This window comes from Curtobacterium sp. MCPF17_031, assembly GCF_003234035.1.
Taxonomy (GTDB): Bacteria; Actinomycetota; Actinomycetes; order Actinomycetales; family Microbacteriaceae; genus Curtobacterium.
Window position 1 is genome coordinate 1 of record NZ_QKSG01000006.1, and the last position, 17,377, is coordinate 17,377.

Consider the following 17,377-nt stretch of genomic DNA (forward strand, 5'->3'; position numbering starts at 1 on the left):
GCGGTGCCACGGCGCACCGCGCCGACGCCCCCGCGCGGTGCGCCGTGGCACCGCACAACGGAAACCGGCTCGAACCACGGATGTCCGTGGTTCGAGCCGGTTCCTGTTGTGCGAAGGCGGTTCGCGCCGCCGGAGTGCCTAGGGCGTGAGACGGGTCGGGCCGCGGAACAGGTAGGTGACCTCGCGGATGGACGGCTCGCCGAGCATGAGCATCAGCACACGGGCCAGACCCATGCCGAAGCCACCGTGCGGCGGGACGCCGTAGCGGAAGAAGTCGAGGTACCAGCCGAGCTCGGCGGGGTCCAGGCCCTTCTCCTCCGCCTGGGCGGTGAGGACGTCGACCCGGTGCTCACGCTGGGCGCCCGTCGAGATCTCGGCGCCGTTGAACAGCAGGTCGTAGCTGTTCGTGAGCGTCGGGTCGTCGGCGTGACGCATGTGGTAGTACGGGCGGATCGAGGCGTCGTAGTCGGTGACGAAGACGAACTCCGAGCCGTGGTGCTCCTTCGCCCAGGCCGACACGCGACGCTCGCCCTCGGGGTCCAGGTCGCCGTCGGCGCGGACGACCTCGTAGCCGCTGTCGGCGACGATCTTCCGGGCCTCGGCCAGGGTCACGCGGGGGAACGGCGTGGACGGGACCTGCAGCTCGAAGCCGAAGACCTCCTGGATGGCGTCGCCGTACTTCTCCTTGACGGCGGTGATGCCGGCCACCAGGACCTCTTCGTGCATCGCCATGACGTCCTCGTGGGACTCGATCCACGAGAACTCGGCGTCGACGCTGGTGAACTCGGTCGCGTGCCGGGAGGTGAAGGACGGGTCCGCGCGGAAGGCGTCCGCGATCTCGAACACGGCACCGAAGCCGGCGGGCTGCGCCATCTGCTTGAAGTTCTGCGGCGACTGCGCCAGGTACGCGGTGGTCTCGAAGTACTCGAGCTGGAAGAGCTCGGCGCGGGACTCCGACGCCGACGCCATCAGCTTCGGCGTGTGGATCTCGATGTAGTCGCGCTCGACCCAGTACGTGCGGAACGCGTGCTCCAGCGTGGTCTGGATGCGGAAGATCAGGTTCTGCTTGCGGTTGCGCAGGTCGAGGAAGCGCCAGTCGAGGCGCTTGTCGAGCGAGGAGTCGTCGGCGATAGGCGTCTCCGGGATCGCGGCGCTCACCACGGTCAGGGTGCCGACCTTGACCTCGAGCCCGCCGAGCTTGACGCGCTCGTCGTGCTTGAGGGTGCCCGTCACGTGGATGAACGACCCGTGCGCCAGGCCCGAGACGGACTCGGTCGTGGCGAGGGCCGCGGCGGAGGTGTCGTCCCCCTCGACGGCTTCACGGGTGGCGGGGTTGACCAGCTGGACGGCGCTGCTCTCGTCGCGGAGGACGACGAACTGCACCTTCTTCTGATCGCGGACGGTCTCGACCCATCCGGCCACGGAGACGGGGCCGTCGGGGAGGCTTGCGAGGTCGGCGATGCGGGTGCGTTCGATCACGGTCGTCGAGTCTACCGGCCGGGCGCGCCCGTGCGGTGACGGGGAGTGCTGCGGTTCGTCGGTGCCCTCTCCTGCACAGCGGGACGGGTCGCAGCACTCATCCACAAGGACGGACGGGAGGCGCGTCCCGGCTCCGCCAGGCTCCTACCGTCGTCGTCGTGGCCAGGTCGCGGAACGACACGGGGAGGGACCCATGACGGAGGGTCCCGGGTGCTGCGGCCTGGCCACCTCGCACCGGCAGCAGTAGCCGACGGGACGGATCAGACCGAGGAGCGCAGTTCAGACCGAGGAGCGCGGTTCAGACCGAGGAGCGCAGTCGTCCGAGGGTGCCGATGAACTCCTCGGCCATCGCGGCCCGCTCCAGCAACCTGGCGTGCCGGGCTCGGGCGTCGGCCAGGAACTCGTCGAGCCGTGCTGCCAGTGCCGGTGCCTCGGTGGGGTCCGCCGTGGCCAGTCCGTCGACCACCCTGAGCAGTCCGGCCATCTCGTCGAGCGTGAACCCGAGGGGCTTCATGCGGCGGATGACGAGCAGGCGCTCGAGGTCCCCGGCGGTGTACACCCGGAACCCGCCGGACGTCCGACCGCTCGGCACCAGGAGCCCGACCTCGTCGTAGTGCCGGATCGACCGGAGCGACATCCCGGTGCGTTCGGCGAGTTCGCCGATGTGCATGGTGGCGGGGGCGTCGGGGGCGGTCATGTCGACATCGTGGCAGAGCCGGTGGAGAGCGTGCCCGGGTCGCGGCAACCCTCACGTGGCGGTAGAGTCGCCGCCGATGTCGATGACCAGCACCGTCCCCGGCGCGACGAGCGTCCTGTCCGCCCTGCGTTCGCCGCGCCTCCTGACCCGCGAGGTCCTGGCCGGGATCGTCACCGCGCTCGCCCTCATCCCCGAGGCGATCTCGTTCTCGGTCGTCGCGGGTGTCGATCCGGCCGTCGGGCTCTTCTCGAGCGTGGTCTTCGCGATCGTCATCTCGATCGTGGGTGGGCGTCCGGCGATGATCTCCGCCGCCGCGGGGTCCGTCGCGCTCGTCATCGCCCCGCTCGTGCGCGACCACGGCGTCGCCTACCTGGTCCCGACGATCGTGCTCGGCGGCGTCTTCCAGCTCGTGCTCGGGTTCCTCGGGGTCGCCCGGCTGATGCGCTTCATCCCGCGGAGCGTGAACGTCGCCTTCGTGAACGCGCTCGCGATCCTGATCTTCACCGCGCAGCTGCCCAACCTGTTCGGTGACGACGTCCCGTTCGTCGTCTGGCCGCTGACCGCGCTCGGCATCGGGCTCATCATCGGTGTCCCGTTCCTCACCAGGGCTGTCCCGGCACCGCTCATCGCCGTGGTCGTGATCACCGGCATCACGATCCTGTTCGGTGTCGCGGTCCCGACCGTCGGTGACGAGGGCGCGCTGCCGACCGCGCTGCCCGGGTTCAACGGTGTGACGGTGCCGTTCACGCTCGACACCCTGCGGCTCATCGCGCCGTACGCGTTCGGTGTCGCGATCGTCGGGCTCATCGAGACCCTGCTCACCGCCCAGCTGGTCGACGCCGTCACCGAGACCCGGTCGAGCGCCTGGCGGGAGTCGTGGGGCCAGGGCATCGCGAACATCGCCTCGGCCTTCTTCGGCGGCACCGGCGGGTGCGCGATGATCGGCCAGACCGTCGTCAACGTGAAGACCGCCGGTGCCCGGACGCGCGTGTCGACCTTCACCGCGGGGGCCGCGATCCTGGTGCTCACGATCGTGCTGCACGACGTGGTCGCCGAGATCCCGATGGCCGCGCTGACCGCCGTCATGCTCATGGTCTGCGTCGCGACCTTCGACTGGCACAGCATCCGGCCCCGCACGCTCCGCCGGATGCCCCTGGGGGAGACCGCCGTGATGGTCATCACCGTGCTGGTGGTCCTGGCGACGAACAACCTGGCGACCGGGGTCCTGGCCGGTGTCGTCGTCGCCGCGCTCGTCTTCGCCCGCCGGGTCGCGCACGTGGTCGAGGTCGTCCGCGAGCCCGTCGACGAGAACACGGTCCGCTACCGGGTCCGCGGTGCCCTGTTCTTCGCGTCGTCGAACGACCTGGTCACCCGGTTCTCGTACGCCGAGGACCCCGAACACGTGGTCATCGACATGACCGACGCGCACGTCTTCGACGCCAGCACCGTGGCCGCCCTCGACGGGGTCGAGCAGCGGTTCGCCAAGCACGGTTCGAGCGTCGAGGTCGTCAACCTGGACACCGCGTCGATCGCCCTGCACGGACGGCTCTCCGGCCACCTCGGGTGACGGCCCGCTGAACGGTCGTGCAGCCGTGGATCTGCTGTGCGGCGGGTGGGTGAGCCGGACCGACCTACACTGGAACCCATGCCCGCGAACACGATCCACCTCGTGCGCCACGGCGAGGTCCACAACCCCGACCGTGTGCTCTACGGGCGGCTCCCGGGCTTCGGTCTGAGCGAGCTCGGCACCCGGATGGCCGGGGCGTCCGCCGCCGCCTGGAAGGACGCCGGGGTCGACGTCCGCGCGATCGTCGCCTCGCCGCTGCAGCGCACGCAGGAGTCCGCCGCTCCATGGGCAGCCGCGTACGGCCTGGACGTCCGTCTCGACGAACGCCTGATCGAGCCGACGAACCGGTACGAGGGTCAGCCCCCCGGGTTCACCAAGCGCTCCGTCCGCCGCCCGGCGGAGTGGCCGTGGATCGCGAACCCCTGGCGACCGAGCTGGGGGGAGGCGTACGAGTCGATCGCGAACCGCATGCTCGCCGCCGTCGCCACCGCGTGGGAGAGCGTCGACAGCGGGGACGTCGTCCTCGTCAGCCACCAACTGCCGATCTGGATGGTGCACCGACGCCTGGCGGGGGAACCGCTCTGGCACGACCCGCGCAAGCGCCGCTGCGACCTGTCCAGCATCACGAGCCTCCAGCGGGTACCCGACACCGCCGCCGGTCGTTTCACCGAGGTCGGGTACGCGGACCCGGCGGCCGACCTCCGCGGGTCAGCCGTCGACGAAGGAGCAGTGTGACCCGCACAACCCGATCGAGCCGTGTCCGCACCGCACGTCTCCGGACCACCGGGGCCGCCGCGATCGCCCTCGCCGCCGCACTCGTGCTGGTCGGGTGCACCTCGGCCGACGGTTCACTCGCCCAGCAGTACGGCAAGGGCAGCACCCAGAACTACATCTCCGGCACCGGAGCGGTCACCGAGGTCGCGGTCGACAAGCGGACCGACCCGATCGACTTCACCGCGAAGTCGATGGACGGTGACGAACTCTCGGCGAAGGCCATGCGCGGCGACGTCGTGGTCATCAACTTCTGGTACGCCGGCTGCCCGCCCTGCCGCGCCGAAGCCGGGCACCTCAACGCGGTCCAGGACGAGTTCGCCGACGACGACGTCCACTTCATCGGCGTCAACGTCCGCGACGAGGCCGGCACCGCGAAGGCGTTCGAGCGGAAGTTCGGCGTCCACTACCCGACCGTGCTCGACGCCCGCACCGGCACCATGCAGCTCGCGCTCTCCGGTGAGATCGCCCCGAACGCCGTGCCGACCACGATCGTCCTCGACAAGCAGGGACGGGTCGCGGCCCGCGTGCTCGGAGCCGTCGACGGGCCGAGCATCCTGAAGACCCTGGTGGACGACGAGCTCACCGGCAAGGCGTCCTGACCCGTGTCCAGCGGGAACCCCTTCGCCGACGCCATCTTCAGCGGGCAACTCCTCATCGGCCTGCCGGTGGCGGCGCTCGCCGGGCTGGTGTCCTTCCTGTCGCCGTGCGTCCTGCCGCTCGTGCCGGGCTACCTCGGCTACGTCAGCGGCATCGCGGACGGCACCCGCCACTCCCGGGGACGGGTGCTGCTCGGCGTGCTCCTCTTCGTGCTCGGGTTCACGGTCGTCTTCGTCCTCGGGTCCGCGGCCGCCGGCGCCGTCGGCTTCTGGCTGGTGCGCTGGCGTGACCTCATCGTCCAGCTCATGGGCATCGTCGTGATCGCGATGGGCCTGGTGTTCATCGGCCGGTTCACGTTCCTGCAGCGCACCGTCAAGACGAACTTCACCCCCCGCACCGGCCTGCTCGGCGCACCGCTGCTCGGCATCGTCTTCGCACTCGGGTGGACGCCCTGCATCGGCCCGACCCTGGCGGCCATCAACCTCATCAGCTTCCAGTCCGGCAGCGCCTGGCAGGGCGTCGTGCTCGGCATCGCGTACTGCATCGGACTCGGCGTCCCGTTCCTGCTCGTCGCCCTCGGTGCCGGCTGGGCCTCGGGCGCGATCGGTGTCGTCAAGCGGCACATGCGCACCGTCAACATCATCGGAGGAGCGATCCTGATCGTCATCGGTCTGCTCATGGTCACCGGCATCTGGTCGGCCGTCATGTCGAGCGTCGGGGCGGTGATCCAGAGCTATGTCCCCGCGGTCTGACCTCGGCGAAGACGGCCGGACGGACGCCGGCACCACCGGTGCCGACAGGTCGTCCGACCCGCAGCGCCCGTCCGACCACGTCGACGGCACGCCCGTCGTGGCCGGCGACGCCGACGGCATCACGCAGCCGAAGCTCGGTCTGGTCGGTTCCCTCCGGTTCGCCTGGCGGCAGCTGACGAGCATGCGGACGGCGCTCTTCCTGCTCATGCTCCTCGCCCTCGCGGCGATCCCGGGTTCCCTCGTGCCGCAGACCCAGGCGGACCCCAACGGCGTCGTGCAGTACAAGAACAGCCACCCGCAGCTGTCCCCGGTGCTCGAGAAACTGCAGGTCTTCGACACCTACACCTCGGTGTGGTTCTCGGCGATCTACCTGCTCCTCTTCATCTCGCTCATCGGCTGCATCGTGCCGCGCACCCGGCACCACTGGCAGGCGCTCCGCACCCGGCCGCCGAGGACCCCGGCGCGACTCGGCCGCCTGGCCGGCTACCGGTCCGTGACGATCAGTCCCGAGACCGTCGGCGGCGCTGCGGGCGCGACCACGGGCCTCCCGTCCGTCGACCACGCGGTCACGACGGCCATGACGCAGCTGCGGAAGTCGGGTTACCGCGTCGAGCGGTTCGGTGACTCGGTCAGCGCCGAACGCGGGTACCTCCGCGAGACCGGCAACCTGGTGTTCCACGCGGCGCTCGTCGGCGTGCTGCTCGCGGTCGGCCTGGGCGGCGGGTTCAGCTACACCGGGCAGCGGCTCCTGGTCGAGGGACAGACGTTCACCAACGTCCTCGGCTCGTACGACTCGTTCAACCCCGGACGGTGGTTCTCGCAGTCGGACCTCAAGGGCTACAACCTGACCCTCGACCGGTTCACGACGAAGTACGAGGAGACGAACCTCGACGCCCTCGGCCAGGCGACCGACTACTCGGCGACCGTCACGGCGCGCACGAAGGACGGCACCGCGAAGACGAGCCGCCTCGGCGTGAACGAGCCGCTGGCGATCGGCGGGACGAACGTCTACCTGCTCGGCAACGGGTACGCGATGCAGGTCACCGTCCGCGACGGCAAGGGCAACGTGGCGTTCCAGGACGTCGTGCCGTTCCTGCCCGAGGACGGGAACTACACCTCCACCGGTGTCATCAAGGTGCCGGACGCGTCGCCGGACCAGCTCGGCATGATCGGGTTCTTCTACCCGACCGCCGTGCAGCAGACCAGCGGCACCAACGCCGGCGCCTTCACCTCGAACTACCCGGACGTCAAGAACCCGATGCTGTCGTTGCAGGTGTACACCGGCGACCTCGGCCTCGACGACGGCGTGCCGCAGAGCGTCTACCAGCTCTCGACGAAGGGCCTGCAGCAGATCGCGGGCCGGCAGTCCGACACGGCGAGCATCGCGATGAAGCCCGGGCAGACGAAGCAACTGCCGGACGGCGCCGGTTCGATCACGTTCGACGGGGTCAAGCGGTACGTGTCCCTCGACGTACACCACGACCCGTCGCAGCTCTGGGTCGCGTTCTTCGCGATCCTGTCGGTCCTCGGCCTGCTCACCTCGCTGTTCGTCCCGCGCCGTCGCGTGTGGGTCAAGGCGGTGCGCCGGACCGGGGCCGAGGACGGCGGGTTCGACCTCGAGTACGCCGGGCTCGCCCGCGGCGAGGACCCCAACCTCGAACGCGCGGTCGCGGACATCGCCCAGAAGCACATGTCGGACCTCGGCGTTAGGATCAGCAAGTGAACACGACGACCCTTGCGACCTACTCGGTCGTGCTGACGTACTCCGCGATGGCGGTCTACGTCATCGCGTTCATCTCCTTTGCGCTCGACATGGCGAGGCGTGCCGGCGACGTCGGGCTCGAGACCACGCGCGGCGGTTCGTCCTCGGACCGCGACGACGCGACGGCCACCACGGTCGCGACCGTCCAGGGCGGCACCGTCGTCCTCGAACGTGTCCAGCAGAGGCGTGACGACGTCGGCGGGGGCCGTGGCCAGCGTGGCTCGAAGTTCGAGCGTGTCGGCATGGCCATGACGATCCTGGCCCTCGTCGTGCACATCGGCGCGATCGTGCTCCGTGGCATCGCGGCCGACCGTGTGCCGTGGGGCAACATGTTCGAGTTCTCGCTGACGGGCACGGGCCTGATCATCGCCGTGTTCCTGCTCGTGCAGTTCTGGCAGGACCTCAAGTTCCTCGGGGTGTTCATCACCGGTCTGGTGATCATCCTGCTCGGCATCGCGACCGTGAACTACTACGTTCCGGTGCGCCCGCTGGTGCCCGCGCTCGAGTCCTACTGGCTCGTCATCCACGTCTTCGTCGCCATCGCCGGCACCGGGTTCTTCGCCCTCGGCGCGGGCCTCGCGGTGTCCCAGCTGGTCCAGACGTACCGCCAGGGCCGTCCGGTCTCGCGCGGTCTCCGCTTCATGGAGACGCTGCCCGACGCCGACCGGCTCGAGGTGCTCAGCTACCGGGTGATCCTCGTCGGCTTCGTGCTCTGGACCTTCACGCTCATCGCCGGTGCCATCTGGGCCGAGCGGGCCTGGGGTCGCTACTGGGGGTGGGACACGAAGGAGGTCTGGACGTTCATCATCTGGGTCCTCTACGCCGGCTACATCCACGCCCGGGCGACCCGCGGCTGGCGTGGCGCCCGGTCGTCGTGGCTCGCGCTCATCGGCTTCGCCGCTGTGATGTTCAACTTCTCGGTGGTCAACGTCTTCTTCAAGGGGCTGCACAGCTACTCCGGTCTGTGACCGGACGGCCCGGCTCGGCAGACGGGCCGCAGACGGACGGGAGGCTCGACACCAGCTGGTGTCGGGCCTCCCGTCCGTCTGTGCCGCGGACCTACGGCCGACCCACGAGCAGCGCGTGCACCCGCCGGAGCCGCGCCAGCCACCACCCGGTCCGCTCGGGGGAGGCCGCCCACCGGTCGAGGAGGTCGGGGTCCGGCTCGATCCGGTGCACGGCGATGCGGCCCCCGACCGGCAGCAGCGGCTCGGCGGTGAGGTCTCCGGTGAACATCGCCGCGGTGCCCAGTCCGGCCGCGTAGCCGGGTGCCATCGCCCGCGACGCCAGGAACGCCCCCATGCCCAGGCCGATCGAGGTGTCGATCGCGCTGGAGACCACGCAGGGCAGTCCGGCCTCGGCCATCACGGCCTGGGCCGCGGTGATCCCGCCGAGGGGCTGCGCCTTGACGATCAGTACGTCCGCGGCGCCGGCACGGGCGACGGCGAGCGGGTCGGACGCCTTCCGGACGCTCTCGTCCGCGGCGATCCGGACTCCGAGACCGGCGACCCGGGTGCGCAGCGCGGCGAGGTCCGCGACGGTGGCGACGGGCTGCTCGGCGTACTGCAGTCGGAACGGTGCCAGCTGCTCGAGGGCGGTGGTCGCCTGGTCGAGCGACCACAGGCCGTTCGCGTCGACCCGGACGTCGGCGTCATCGCCCATCACGCGGCGGACCGCGGCGACCCGGGCGACGTCGTCCTCGATGGTCGTGCCGGGTTCGGCGACCTTCACCTTCGCGGTGGTGCAGCCGGGGTAGCGACGGAGCAGGTCCGCGACGTCCGCTGCGGCGATCGCGGGCACCGTGGCGTTGACGGGGACGCTGTCGGCGCCGGGTTCGTGCCGGGTCCAGCCGAAGTCGACCGCGGCGCGGAGCCAGGCGGCCGACTCGGTGTCGTCGTACTCGACGAAGGGGGAGAACTCGGTCCAGCCCGCGGGTCCGCGGAACACGAGCGCCTCGCGGACGGTGATGCCGCGGAACCGGACCCGCATCGGCAGGGCGACGACCCGGGCTGTGGCGAGCAGGTCGCGGAGCTCGGGCACGTCGGCGGGGACGGACGGGTGCGGCGGGGTCACATCGGGCACCCGGCCATCTTCGCAGGAGCGTCCAGGGCGCCTCACGGTTCCTCCGAGGGGACCGCCAGGGCAGCGCACTAGCATCGCTGCGGTCGACCACCGGTCGGCGGTGCCGGCGCCGATCAGGATCGCCGGTCGGGACGGACGAGGAGGCTCGGTGGCGACGGACGAGTTCGCGCGGCTGATGCGTCAGGGCACCGTCGACGTCACCCGGCAGCCCGCAGCTCGGGGTCGGAAGAACCCGATCACCGGCAAGATCGCCCTCGGCCTCGCGGTGGTCGGCGCCGCGGTGGACGCGAGCGCCTTCGCGGTGTTCGTGGGCGGTGACACGACCTTCGCGTTCGGCATCTGCTTCGTCGTGGTGTTCCTCACCCTGGTCGCCGCGGTCCTGGGCTTCATCGCCGCGGTCGGCTCGTTCGGCCGCTGGTACGGCGTCATCGGCGTGGTCCTGGCGTTCTTCGCCAACCCGGTGATCCTCATCGTCCTGCTCGTCATCGTCGCTCCCGAGATGCTCTCCGGGATGGGCGGCGACTAGACAGCCCGCACGCGACGGCCCGGGCAGGAGCCCAGCGGTAGGTTCGGAGCATGCCCTCTGCCGTCTCCGACCTGTTCGACCCCGACGTCTGGACCACCGCTCCGATCGCCGAGCGGTTCACCGACATCACGTACCACAAGCACGTCTCCGGCGGCATGGTGCGCGTCGCCTTCGACCGCCCCGAGGTGCGCAACGCCTTCCGTCCGCGGACCGTCGACGAGCTGTACCGCGCCCTCGACGACGCCCGCCAGGACCCGCGCGTCGGGGTCGTGCTGCTGACCGGCAACGGCCCCAGCCCGAAGGACGGCGGTTGGGCGTTCTGCTCCGGCGGCGACCAGCGGATCCGGGGCCGGAGCGGCTACCAGTACGTCGGCGACGAGGGTGCTCCGCCCGAGGGCGTCGATCCCGCTGCCGCGCAGGCCTCGATGGGACGGCTGCACATCCTCGAGGTCCAGCGGCTGATCCGGATGATGCCGAAGGTCGTCATCGCGGTCGTGCCCGGCTGGGCCGCGGGCGGTGGTCACTCCCTCCACGCGATCTGCGACCTGACGATCGCCAGCGCCGAGCACGGCAGGTTCAAGCAGACGGACGCCGACGTCGGGTCGTTCGACGGCGGCTACGGCAGCGCCTACTACGCGAAGCAGATCGGCCAGAAGCTCGCGCGCGAGGTCTTCTTCCTCGCCGAGGAGTACTCCGCCCAGCGCGCCTACGAGATGGGTGCCGTCAACCGGGTGGTGCCGCACGAGGACCTGGAGCGCGAGGCGATCCGCTGGGGCGAGACGATCCTCGGCAAGTCCCCGACGGCGATCCGGATGCTCAAGTACGCCTTCAACGCCGTCGACGACGGCATGGTCGGTCAGCAGGTGTTCGCCGGTGAGGCCACGCGCCTCGCCTACGGCACCGACGAGGCCGTCGAGGGCCGCGACTCGTTCCTCGAGAAGCGCTCGCCCGACTGGACCGCGTTCCCCTGGCACTACTGATGGCCCGTCCGCTCGTCGCGCTGGGTGCGTCCGACCCGACGGCGGTGCTGCGCGGACTGGAGGCGGCACTCGCCGGCGGCCCCGCACTGCTCCCGGTCGCCGAGGGGGCTCCGGCGCCGCCGACACCGCCACCGGCCGCCGTCCCGCAGCGGGTCGCCCTGGTCGTCGAGACGAGCGGCTCCACCGGGACCGGCAAGCGCGTCGCCCTCTCCTCGGACGCGCTGCTCGCGGGCGCTGCTGCCGCGGACGCCGCCCTCGGCGGCCCGGGCGTCTGGGTCCTCGCGCTGCCGACGCACTACATCGCCGGGCTCAACGTCCTGACGCGGTCGATCGCCGCGGGGACGACCCCCGTCGTGCTGCCGTCCGGGCACTTCGACGCGGGGGTGTTCGCCGACGCGGCCGACCGGCTCGTCGTCGGACCCGCGGCACCTCGGCGGTACACGTCGCTGGTGCCGGTGCAGCTCGCCCGGGTCCTCGACGACCCGCGGGCGACGGCGGCGCTCGGCCGGTTCGACGCGGTCCTGGTGGGCGGTCAGGCGACGCCGACGGCCCTGCGGGAGCGTGCCCGTGCCGCCGGCATCCGCGTGGTGACGACCTACGGCGCGAGCGAGACCAGCGGCGGCTGCGTGTACGACGGCGCGCCGCTGGGCACGGTCCACGCCGAGCTCGTCGACGGGGAACTGCAGCTGACCGGGCCGATGCTCGCCGAGGGGTACCTCGACGACCCGGCGCGGACGGCAGCGACCTTCACCGAACGCGACGGGCACCGCTGGTACCGCACCGGTGACGCCGCGACGATCGTCGACGGTCGGATACGGGTCACCGGTCGTCTCGACGACGTCGTCATCTCCGGGGGTGAGAAGGTGCCGCTCGGCGCGGTCGAGCGCATCGTGCGGGAGCTCCCCGGACAGCACGGTGCCGTCGTCACCCGGCGGACGTCGGGGGAGTGGGGCGAGGTGCCGGTCGTCGTGACCGAGCAGCCCGTCGACCTCCAGCTCGTCCGCTCCCGCGTCGGGGACGCCCTCGGACGGGCGGCCCGACCGGGCGAGGTGATCGTCGTGGACCGGATGCCGATGCTGGCGTCCGGCAAACCCGACCGGCGCGCGGTGCGGACGCTGGCCGACCCGCAGGGGTGAAACGGGACTCCCGGCCCTGACACCCACCCGGCGGCCGGCCCGCGCGGGCGGCACGTCACACGCCGGTACGATTGGCGGTCGTGGCACGAGCGAAGAACACGACACGTCCGAAGGGCCGGTCCGGCAACCCGGCGAAGGCCGCTGCCCCGCAGCGCACTGCCCGGCGGGCGACGGCGCGCGACTGGATCGGCGGGGCGCGTCTGCGGACCCTGACCCTCGGCGTCGTGCCCGTGGTGCTCGGCACCGCAGTGGCCTACGTCGACAGCAAGGCGACCGGTGACTTCGGCGCCTTCCTCGGTACGGACGCACACCTGGCGATCGCCCTGCTCGCGCTCGCCGTCGCGCTGTTCCTGCAGATCGGCGTGAACTACAGCAACGACTACTCCGACGGGGTGCGCGGCACGGACGAGTTCCGCGTCGGCCCCGCCCGGCTGACCGGAGCGGGCCTGGCGAAGCCCCACACCGTGCTCGCCGTCGCGCTGGCGTTCTTCGGGCTCGCCGCGGTCGCCGGCATCGTCATCGTGGCGCTCACCCAGCTCTGGTGGCTCCTGCTCGTGGGCGCGGCCGCGATCGTCGCCGCCTGGTTCTACACCGGCGGCAAGAAGCCCTACGGGTACAACGCCCTGGGCGAGGTCTTCGTCTTCGTGTTCTTCGGACTCGTCGCGGTCCTCGGCACCCAGTACGTGTTGATCGGGCAGGCGACCCTCAGCGGCTGGGCAGCGGCCGTGGCTGCCGGCCTGTTCGCGTGCGCGGTGCTCATGGTGAACAACATCCGCGACATCGACGAGGACACCGCGGCCGGCAAGCGCACGCTCGCCGTCGTGGTCGGCGGGCCGGTGGCGCGGGTGCTCTTCGCGCTCTTCCTGCTGCTGCCCTACGTCGTGCTGGTCTGGTTCGTGCTGCTGTACTTCCGGTCCGGCTTCACGTACTTCTCGCTGCTGCTCGCGTTACCGGCGCTGGTGATCGGGGTGACGTCGCGGAAGCCGCGCGAACTCATCACGGCCCTGCAGCTGTCGTCGTTCTCGGCGCTGGCGTACGGCGTGGTGCTCGGCATCACGCTCGCCGTCCAGCCGTAGCTGCGCGCGAGCGCTGTCGGCCGGCCACCGTCGGCCGGGCGCTGTCGGTCAGGCCTCGTCGGGGTGCTTCCGGAGCGTGACGTCGGTGTCGGTCGCGTCGGCGGTGTCGACGAAGTCGTCCTCGAAGTCGCTGTCCGCATCGCGCTCGGGACGGGCACGGCGCTCGGCGATGGTGGTCGTCACGTCCCCGCGCAACCCCGGGAGCGCGATGTACGAGACGAGCAGGCCGATGAGCGCCCCCCCGATCGCCGCCCAGTACCAGGGCAGCCCGATCACGAGCAGCACGACGAGTGCCACGACGAAGATGCCGAGCCGAGCCACGGAGTAGACGAGCCACGCTTTCACCCTGCAAGTGTACGGACGCCGGTCTCCACGGCGGCCGGACGAAGGCCAGGACGGTCACAGCCTCCCGACCTAGACTTCGAAGATGGTCAGGTTGTGGCTCGTCATCGTCGTCGCCGCCGTGGCGTTCACGGTGTTCGCCCTGATCGACTGCGCCACCATGCCGCGGACCCGCGTCCGGTCCCTGCGCAAGGGCATCTGGGTCCTGTTGGTCGTCGTGCTGCCCGTCCTCGGCGGCGTGCTGTGGTTCCTGCTCGGCCGGACCCCGGCCGTGGCTCAGCGAGGCAACGGCGGCGGTGGTGCCGGGTACCGTGGTCCCGAAGACGACCCCGACTTCCTCGGTGGCACGAAGCCTCCCGGGCGGAAGAGCGATGACAAGGACCAGGACGACGCGACCCTCCGATCCCTCGAAGAACAGTTCCACGACGGCGACGACGACGGCCGCCCCGATCGCTGACGGCGCGATCGCTGACGGCGCGGCCGCTGACGGCGCAGTCGCTGATGGGCGGCCGGGCTCCGGCAGTTCCGGCAGTCCCGCGACGGACTTCGCCCTCGCCTTCCTGCAGGAACTGGCCCGCGCCGGTGTGACCGACGTCGTGGTCAGTCCGGGGTCGCGGTCGCAGGCCCTGGCCCTCGCTGCGGCCGCCCTCGAACGCGCCGGTGGCATCACGGTGCACGTCCGCCTCGACGAGCGGACCGCCGGGTTCTTCGCACTCGGCCTGGCCGTCGAGTCCGGGCGGCCCGCCGCGGTCGTCACGACCTCGGGGACAGCGGTCGTGAACCTCCACCCCGCCGTGCTCGAGGCGCACCACTCGGGTGTGCCGATGATCGTCGTCTCCGCCGACCGCCCGGCCGAACTGCGCGGCATCGGCAGCAACCAGACCACCGTGCAGCCCGGGGTCTTCGGGCCGGCCGTGTCGTTCGTCCGCGACGTCCAGGCACCGAGCGCGCACGGTGTCGACGACGACGTCCGCGCCACCGTCCGCGGTCTGGTGCGCGAAGCCGTCGCTGCCGCTGCGGGGCACACCGGGCAACCCGGTCCGGTGCAGCTCGACCTCGCCTTCCGCGAACCGCTCAGCGCCGGTCTCGACCGGGTCGACGGCGTGCCCGACGACCAGGTGGACCGCGCGTACGCGACCCGGCGGACGACCACCCCGCTGCCGGTCGCGGAGCTCGCCCCCGACGACGACCCCGCGACCGTGGTGATCGCCGGACACGACGCCGGCGCAGACGCCGAGCGGATCGCGTGGGAACTCGGTGCGCCGCTCCTGGCCGAGGTGTCGAGCGGCGCCCGGTTCGGCCGGAACCTGGCAGCCGCCTACCGCGAGTTGCTCCGGGACGACGCCTTCGGCGGCCGGGTGCGGCGTGCGGTCGTCCTCGGCCACCCGACCCTCAGTCGGGAGGTCCCGGCGCTCCTGCAGCGCGCCGACGTCGAGACGGTCGTGGTCCGCGGTGCCGGAGCCGACGTGTACGACCCGGCACGGGCCTCCCGGCCGGACGCCGCCACGCAGGTCGTCTCGGACGTCCGCGTCACCGGGCGGACCGGGCCGGCGCACCGTGCGTGGGTCGGCCGCTGGGTCGCGGCGAGCCGCTCGCTGCTCGGCGAGGGCGACGCCGGACCGGACCTCGACGCGAAGCGGTCCGAGGACCGCGCCGAGCGGAACCGGTTCCTGAAGGACGAGGTCGCGCTCCGCCGTCGGCCCGTCGACCGTGCGATGCTCGCCGAGGCGGTGTGGGGCGCCACCTGGCCGCACGACCGTCTGGTGTTCGGTGCCTCGCAGATCATCCGGGTCGCAGACACGACCGTCGCGGGCAAGAAGATCCGCGTGCACGCCAACCGCGGGCTGGCGGGCATCGACGGCACGATCTCGACGGCACTCGGCATCGCGACGGCGCTCGAGGCCGAGTCCGGCGCCGTCGGCACCACCCGGGTCGTGGTGGGGGACCTCACGTTCCTGCACGACCTCGGCGGACTCGTCACCGGGACCGAGGAGGCGCGCCCGCGGCTGCAGGTCGTCGTCGGCAACGACGGCGGTGGTGCGATCTTCCGCGGACTCGAGGTGGCGGCGACGACCGCACCCGAGGACATGCGGCGGATGATGACGACGCCGCAGCACGTCGACGTCGAACGCGTCGTGACGGGCCTCGGCTGGGAGTACCGCCGCGCCGAGACCTGGGGCGACCTGGAACGGGTCCTCACCGACCCCGCCGAGCGCGTGGTCATCGAGGTGCCGCTGGCCGACTGACCGGCGAGGGCTCCGGCCGGTGCCGGTGCCGGTGCCGCTGTCAGGCCAGGGCGTCGACGATCGGTCGGAACTTCAGCCGCGTCTCCGCGACCTCCCGAGCCGGCTCGGAGCCCGCGACGATCCCGGCCCCGGCCCACGCGCGGACGGTGCCGTCGTCCTCGATCTGTGCGCTGCGGAGTGCGAGCATCCACTCACCGTCCCCGGAGGCGCCGAGCCAGCCGACGGGACCGGCGTAGCGTCCGCGGTCCACACCCTCCAGCTCGGCGACGAGCCGCACCGCGACGTCGGTGGGGGTCCCGGCGACGGCCGCGGTCGGGTGCAGCACGTCGGCGACGTCGAGTGCGGTCACACCGGCGGGCAGGACGGCCTCGACGTCGCTGGCGAGGTGCCACACGTTCGGCAGCTGCAGGCGGAACGGCTCGGGGTCCACCCGGAGGTCGGCTGCGATCGGCCGCAGCGAGGCGACCAGGCTCGAGATCGCGAACGCGTGCTCCTCGAGGTCCTTCGTGCTCGCGGCGAGGGTCTCGGCGGCGACCCGGTCGCTCTCGGCGTCCACACCCCGTGCAGCGCTGCCGGCCAGGACCCGGGCGGTGAGGGTGCGCCCCTCGGTCCGGGCGAGCGTCTCGGGAGTGGCCCCGATGAGCCCGTCGACGGCGAAGGTCACGCAAGTCGGGTAGGCGGCGGCCAGGTCGAGCAGCACGGCACGGCGGTCGGCGCCGGGCGGCAGGCTGCCGACCAGGTCGCGGGCCAGGACCACCTTCTGCGCGCGCCCGGCCGTGATCGCGGTGACCGCGGCGGCGACCGAGGCGGCGTAGGCGTCCTCGTCGACCGCGCCGGGCCGGAGTGCGACGGAGACGTGCGGGCCGACGCGGGGGACCGGGACCGAGGTGCTCGTGAACGGCAGGGGAGCCGGGGCGTCGGTGGTGTCGACCGCGGTGATCCACGCCCGACCCCGCCGCCGGCCGACCACGACCCGCGGCACGATGAGGACACTCGTCGCGCTCGAGTCATCAGCGAACGCGAACGTCCCGAACGCCACCAGTCCGCTGCCGCGGAGCCGCACCGGGTCGTCGACCACCGCGGCGGCGACGATCTGCCGCCACCGGGCGGAGGCGTCGCGCATCCGGGTCGGGCCGGAGAACTCGAAGCGCATGGCCTCGCCGATCCCGACGATCCCGTCACCGCCCCGCACGAAGGCCAACGGCGCTCCGGCGAGGGTGTGGCGGAGCACGGCTCCCGGGTCGTCGAGGATGCGGGTCGAGACCGTGAGCGGCTGGACCGCTGTGGTGGGACGGGTCACGGACCGATGCTACGCGTCAGGGCGCGCCCGGGCTGTCCCGCTCCTGCACGCCTACCGGGAA

General features: G+C 71.9%; 17 protein-coding genes. 12 read left to right on the plus strand and 5 right to left on the minus strand.

Annotated features, from left to right (window positions below; all coding sequences use genetic code 11):
- Positions 1-138: 138 nt before the first annotated feature.
- Together aspS and DEJ31_RS09835 are read right to left on the minus strand one after the other, a co-directional pair.
- Positions 139-1,479 carry an aspartate--tRNA(Asn) ligase gene (gene aspS, locus DEJ31_RS09830; RefSeq protein WP_111121772.1) on the minus strand — a complete coding sequence of 447 codons (1,341 nt, stop codon included), beginning with the start codon at positions 1,477-1,479 and terminating at the stop codon, positions 139-141.
- A 298-nt stretch (positions 1,480-1,777) separates the two neighbouring features.
- Positions 1,778-2,176: a MerR family transcriptional regulator gene (locus tag DEJ31_RS09835; protein ID WP_110902609.1), complete on the minus strand. Its 399-nt coding sequence runs from the start codon at positions 2,174-2,176 to the stop codon at positions 1,778-1,780.
- Between the two features lie 82 nt (positions 2,177-2,258).
- Here DEJ31_RS09835 and DEJ31_RS09840 point away from each other — a divergent pair, with 82 nt between their 5' ends.
- From DEJ31_RS09840 to ccsB, 6 genes are all read left to right on the plus strand, one after another.
- Entirely contained in the window at positions 2,259-3,743 is a 1,485-nt protein-coding gene (locus tag DEJ31_RS09840) for a SulP family inorganic anion transporter (protein WP_375334552.1), read from the plus strand.
- 78 nt (positions 3,744-3,821) lie between these two features.
- On the plus strand, positions 3,822-4,478 hold the full coding sequence (locus tag DEJ31_RS09845) for a histidine phosphatase family protein (RefSeq protein WP_110902611.1): 657 nt from the start codon (positions 3,822-3,824) through the stop codon (positions 4,476-4,478).
- Positions 4,475-5,116: a TlpA disulfide reductase family protein gene (locus DEJ31_RS09850; protein ID WP_111121773.1), complete on the plus strand. Its 642-nt coding sequence runs from the start codon at positions 4,475-4,477 to the stop codon at positions 5,114-5,116. Before DEJ31_RS09845 ends, DEJ31_RS09850 begins: the two co-directional genes overlap by 4 nt.
- Positions 5,117-5,119: 3 nt before the next feature.
- The gene (locus DEJ31_RS09855; RefSeq protein WP_110902613.1) at positions 5,120-5,866 is read left to right on the plus strand and encodes a cytochrome c biogenesis CcdA family protein; all 747 of its coding nucleotides are present in this window, start codon (positions 5,120-5,122) and stop codon (positions 5,864-5,866) included.
- Positions 5,850-7,589 carry a cytochrome c biogenesis protein ResB gene (locus DEJ31_RS09860; protein WP_111044396.1) on the plus strand — a complete coding sequence of 580 codons (1,740 nt, stop codon included), beginning with the start codon at positions 5,850-5,852 and terminating at the stop codon, positions 7,587-7,589. Before DEJ31_RS09855 ends, DEJ31_RS09860 begins: the two co-directional genes overlap by 17 nt.
- Positions 7,586-8,596, plus strand: a complete 1,011-nt coding sequence (ccsB, locus tag DEJ31_RS09865; protein WP_375537619.1) for a c-type cytochrome biogenesis protein CcsB — start codon at positions 7,586-7,588, stop codon at positions 8,594-8,596. The genes DEJ31_RS09860 and ccsB overlap by 4 nt, the downstream gene beginning before the upstream one ends.
- A 91-nt stretch (positions 8,597-8,687) precedes the next feature.
- Here the strand turns inward: ccsB and DEJ31_RS09870 are convergent, their stop codons facing one another.
- On the minus strand, positions 8,688-9,710 hold the full coding sequence (locus DEJ31_RS09870; protein WP_258366255.1) for an o-succinylbenzoate synthase: 1,023 nt from the start codon (positions 9,708-9,710) through the stop codon (positions 8,688-8,690).
- Between the two features lie 148 nt (positions 9,711-9,858).
- Between DEJ31_RS09870 and DEJ31_RS09875 the strand changes: the two genes are divergently transcribed.
- From DEJ31_RS09875 to DEJ31_RS09890, 4 genes are all read left to right on the plus strand, one after another.
- Positions 9,859-10,236, plus strand: coding sequence for a hypothetical protein (locus DEJ31_RS09875; protein WP_110902616.1), 378 nt, complete (start codon positions 9,859-9,861; stop codon positions 10,234-10,236).
- Between the two features lie 50 nt (positions 10,237-10,286).
- Positions 10,287-11,216: a 1,4-dihydroxy-2-naphthoyl-CoA synthase gene (locus tag DEJ31_RS09880; protein ID WP_110902617.1), complete on the plus strand. Its 930-nt coding sequence runs from the start codon at positions 10,287-10,289 to the stop codon at positions 11,214-11,216.
- The gene (locus DEJ31_RS09885; RefSeq protein ID WP_110902618.1) at positions 11,216-12,352 is read left to right on the plus strand and encodes an AMP-binding protein; all 1,137 of its coding nucleotides are present in this window, start codon (positions 11,216-11,218) and stop codon (positions 12,350-12,352) included. The genes DEJ31_RS09880 and DEJ31_RS09885 overlap by 1 nt, the downstream gene beginning before the upstream one ends.
- A gap of 71 nt (positions 12,353-12,423) precedes the next feature.
- Complete coding sequence (locus tag DEJ31_RS09890) at positions 12,424-13,428, plus strand: 1,4-dihydroxy-2-naphthoate polyprenyltransferase (RefSeq protein ID WP_110902619.1); 1,005 nt, start codon at positions 12,424-12,426, stop codon at positions 13,426-13,428.
- Between the two features lie 48 nt (positions 13,429-13,476).
- Here the strand turns inward: DEJ31_RS09890 and DEJ31_RS09895 are convergent, their stop codons facing one another.
- Positions 13,477-13,773, minus strand: coding sequence for a DUF4229 domain-containing protein (locus DEJ31_RS09895; protein WP_111121774.1), 297 nt, complete (start codon positions 13,771-13,773; stop codon positions 13,477-13,479).
- Positions 13,774-13,855: 82 nt separating this feature from the next.
- Between DEJ31_RS09895 and DEJ31_RS09900 the strand changes: the two genes are divergently transcribed.
- Positions 13,856-14,227 carry a PLDc N-terminal domain-containing protein gene (locus tag DEJ31_RS09900; protein ID WP_110902621.1) on the plus strand — a complete coding sequence of 124 codons (372 nt, stop codon included), beginning with the start codon at positions 13,856-13,858 and terminating at the stop codon, positions 14,225-14,227.
- A complete protein-coding gene (gene menD, locus DEJ31_RS09905; protein WP_111121775.1) occupies positions 14,142-16,016 on the plus strand; it encodes a 2-succinyl-5-enolpyruvyl-6-hydroxy-3-cyclohexene-1-carboxylic-acid synthase in 1,875 nt (624 codons plus the stop codon). Before DEJ31_RS09900 ends, menD begins: the two co-directional genes overlap by 86 nt.
- 40 nt (positions 16,017-16,056) lie before the next feature.
- Here the strand turns inward: menD and DEJ31_RS09910 are convergent, their stop codons facing one another.
- Complete coding sequence (locus DEJ31_RS09910) at positions 16,057-17,316, minus strand: isochorismate synthase MenF (RefSeq protein ID WP_110902623.1); 1,260 nt, start codon at positions 17,314-17,316, stop codon at positions 16,057-16,059.
- Positions 17,317-17,377: the final 61 nt, after the last annotated feature.

Coding starts and splice junctions, on each gene's coding strand:
- DEJ31_RS09885 (WP_110902618.1), top strand. CDS start 11,216: ATGGCCCGTCCGCTCGTCGCGCTGGGTGCGTCCGACCCGACGGCGGTG.
- DEJ31_RS09845 (WP_110902611.1), top strand. CDS start 3,822: ATGCCCGCGAACACGATCCACCTCGTGCGCCACGGCGAGGTCCACAAC.
- menD (WP_111121775.1), top strand. CDS start 14,142: ATGACAAGGACCAGGACGACGCGACCCTCCGATCCCTCGAAGAACAGT.
- DEJ31_RS09840 (WP_375334552.1), top strand. CDS start 2,259: ATGACCAGCACCGTCCCCGGCGCGACGAGCGTCCTGTCCGCCCTGCGT.
- DEJ31_RS09860 (WP_111044396.1), top strand. CDS start 5,850: ATGTCCCCGCGGTCTGACCTCGGCGAAGACGGCCGGACGGACGCCGGC.
- DEJ31_RS09880 (WP_110902617.1), top strand. CDS start 10,287: ATGCCCTCTGCCGTCTCCGACCTGTTCGACCCCGACGTCTGGACCACC.
- DEJ31_RS09835 (WP_110902609.1), bottom strand. CDS start 2,176: ATGACCGCCCCCGACGCCCCCGCCACCATGCACATCGGCGAACTCGCC.
- DEJ31_RS09900 (WP_110902621.1), top strand. CDS start 13,856: ATGGTCAGGTTGTGGCTCGTCATCGTCGTCGCCGCCGTGGCGTTCACG.